This window comes from Flavobacterium cupreum (genome assembly GCF_003996965.1).
GTDB classification, from domain to species: domain Bacteria; phylum Bacteroidota; class Bacteroidia; order Flavobacteriales; family Flavobacteriaceae; genus Flavobacterium; species Flavobacterium cupreum.
Window position 1 is genome coordinate 1 of record NZ_QWDM01000063.1, and the last position, 562, is coordinate 562.

Below are 562 nucleotides of genomic sequence, written 5' to 3' on the forward strand. Positions count from 1 at the left end.
ATTCTCATGCAAAAACTCCCTGAAAAAAAATGCGTGATGCGCGCTGCGTAAAGCGCACATCCCGCTGGGCCATCATTCCTAGGAGCCTGTCGGACTTAGGGAGTCGAAGCGAAACGGTCGAGGCAAAAAAACGCTGGACGAGGACAGATTTTGACGATTTCGCAGTGCCAATAGCGAGCTATTGGCCGAGAAAGCGGCGAAATATGGACCGTCCAGCACTTTTTGCAGCCGACGATCCTAAGTCCGACAGGCTCCGAGACCAAGGGAACCCGGCGCGCGCGGTATTTGCACCATACTGTCACTAAAATTGAAATCACGGATGCGGGAAAGCGATATGGCTGGTGCGGGAAAAAACGGCAATTTATTCATGCGGGCCATGCTCGGCGTGGCGCTGGCGGGCACGCTCACGTTCGCCTGCGCGCACGACGACAGCGCGGTCAAGCGCGCATTCAAACTGCCACCATCTGCCGACCTGCATTACAAGATCCAGGCGCGCCACAAGGGTTTTTCGATCTCCGGCCAGGCGCTCACCAAATGGCGCGTGGCCGACGGCAAGTACACG

The 562-nt window shown here is 56.9% G+C and carries 1 protein-coding gene; it reads left to right on the forward strand.

Going from position 1 to position 562, the window contains the following annotated elements; genetic code table 11:
* Positions 1-319: 319 nt before the first annotated feature.
* The coding region (locus tag D0817_RS26675; protein WP_202866521.1) for a hypothetical protein at positions 320-562 on the forward strand (243 nt) is incomplete at its 3' end.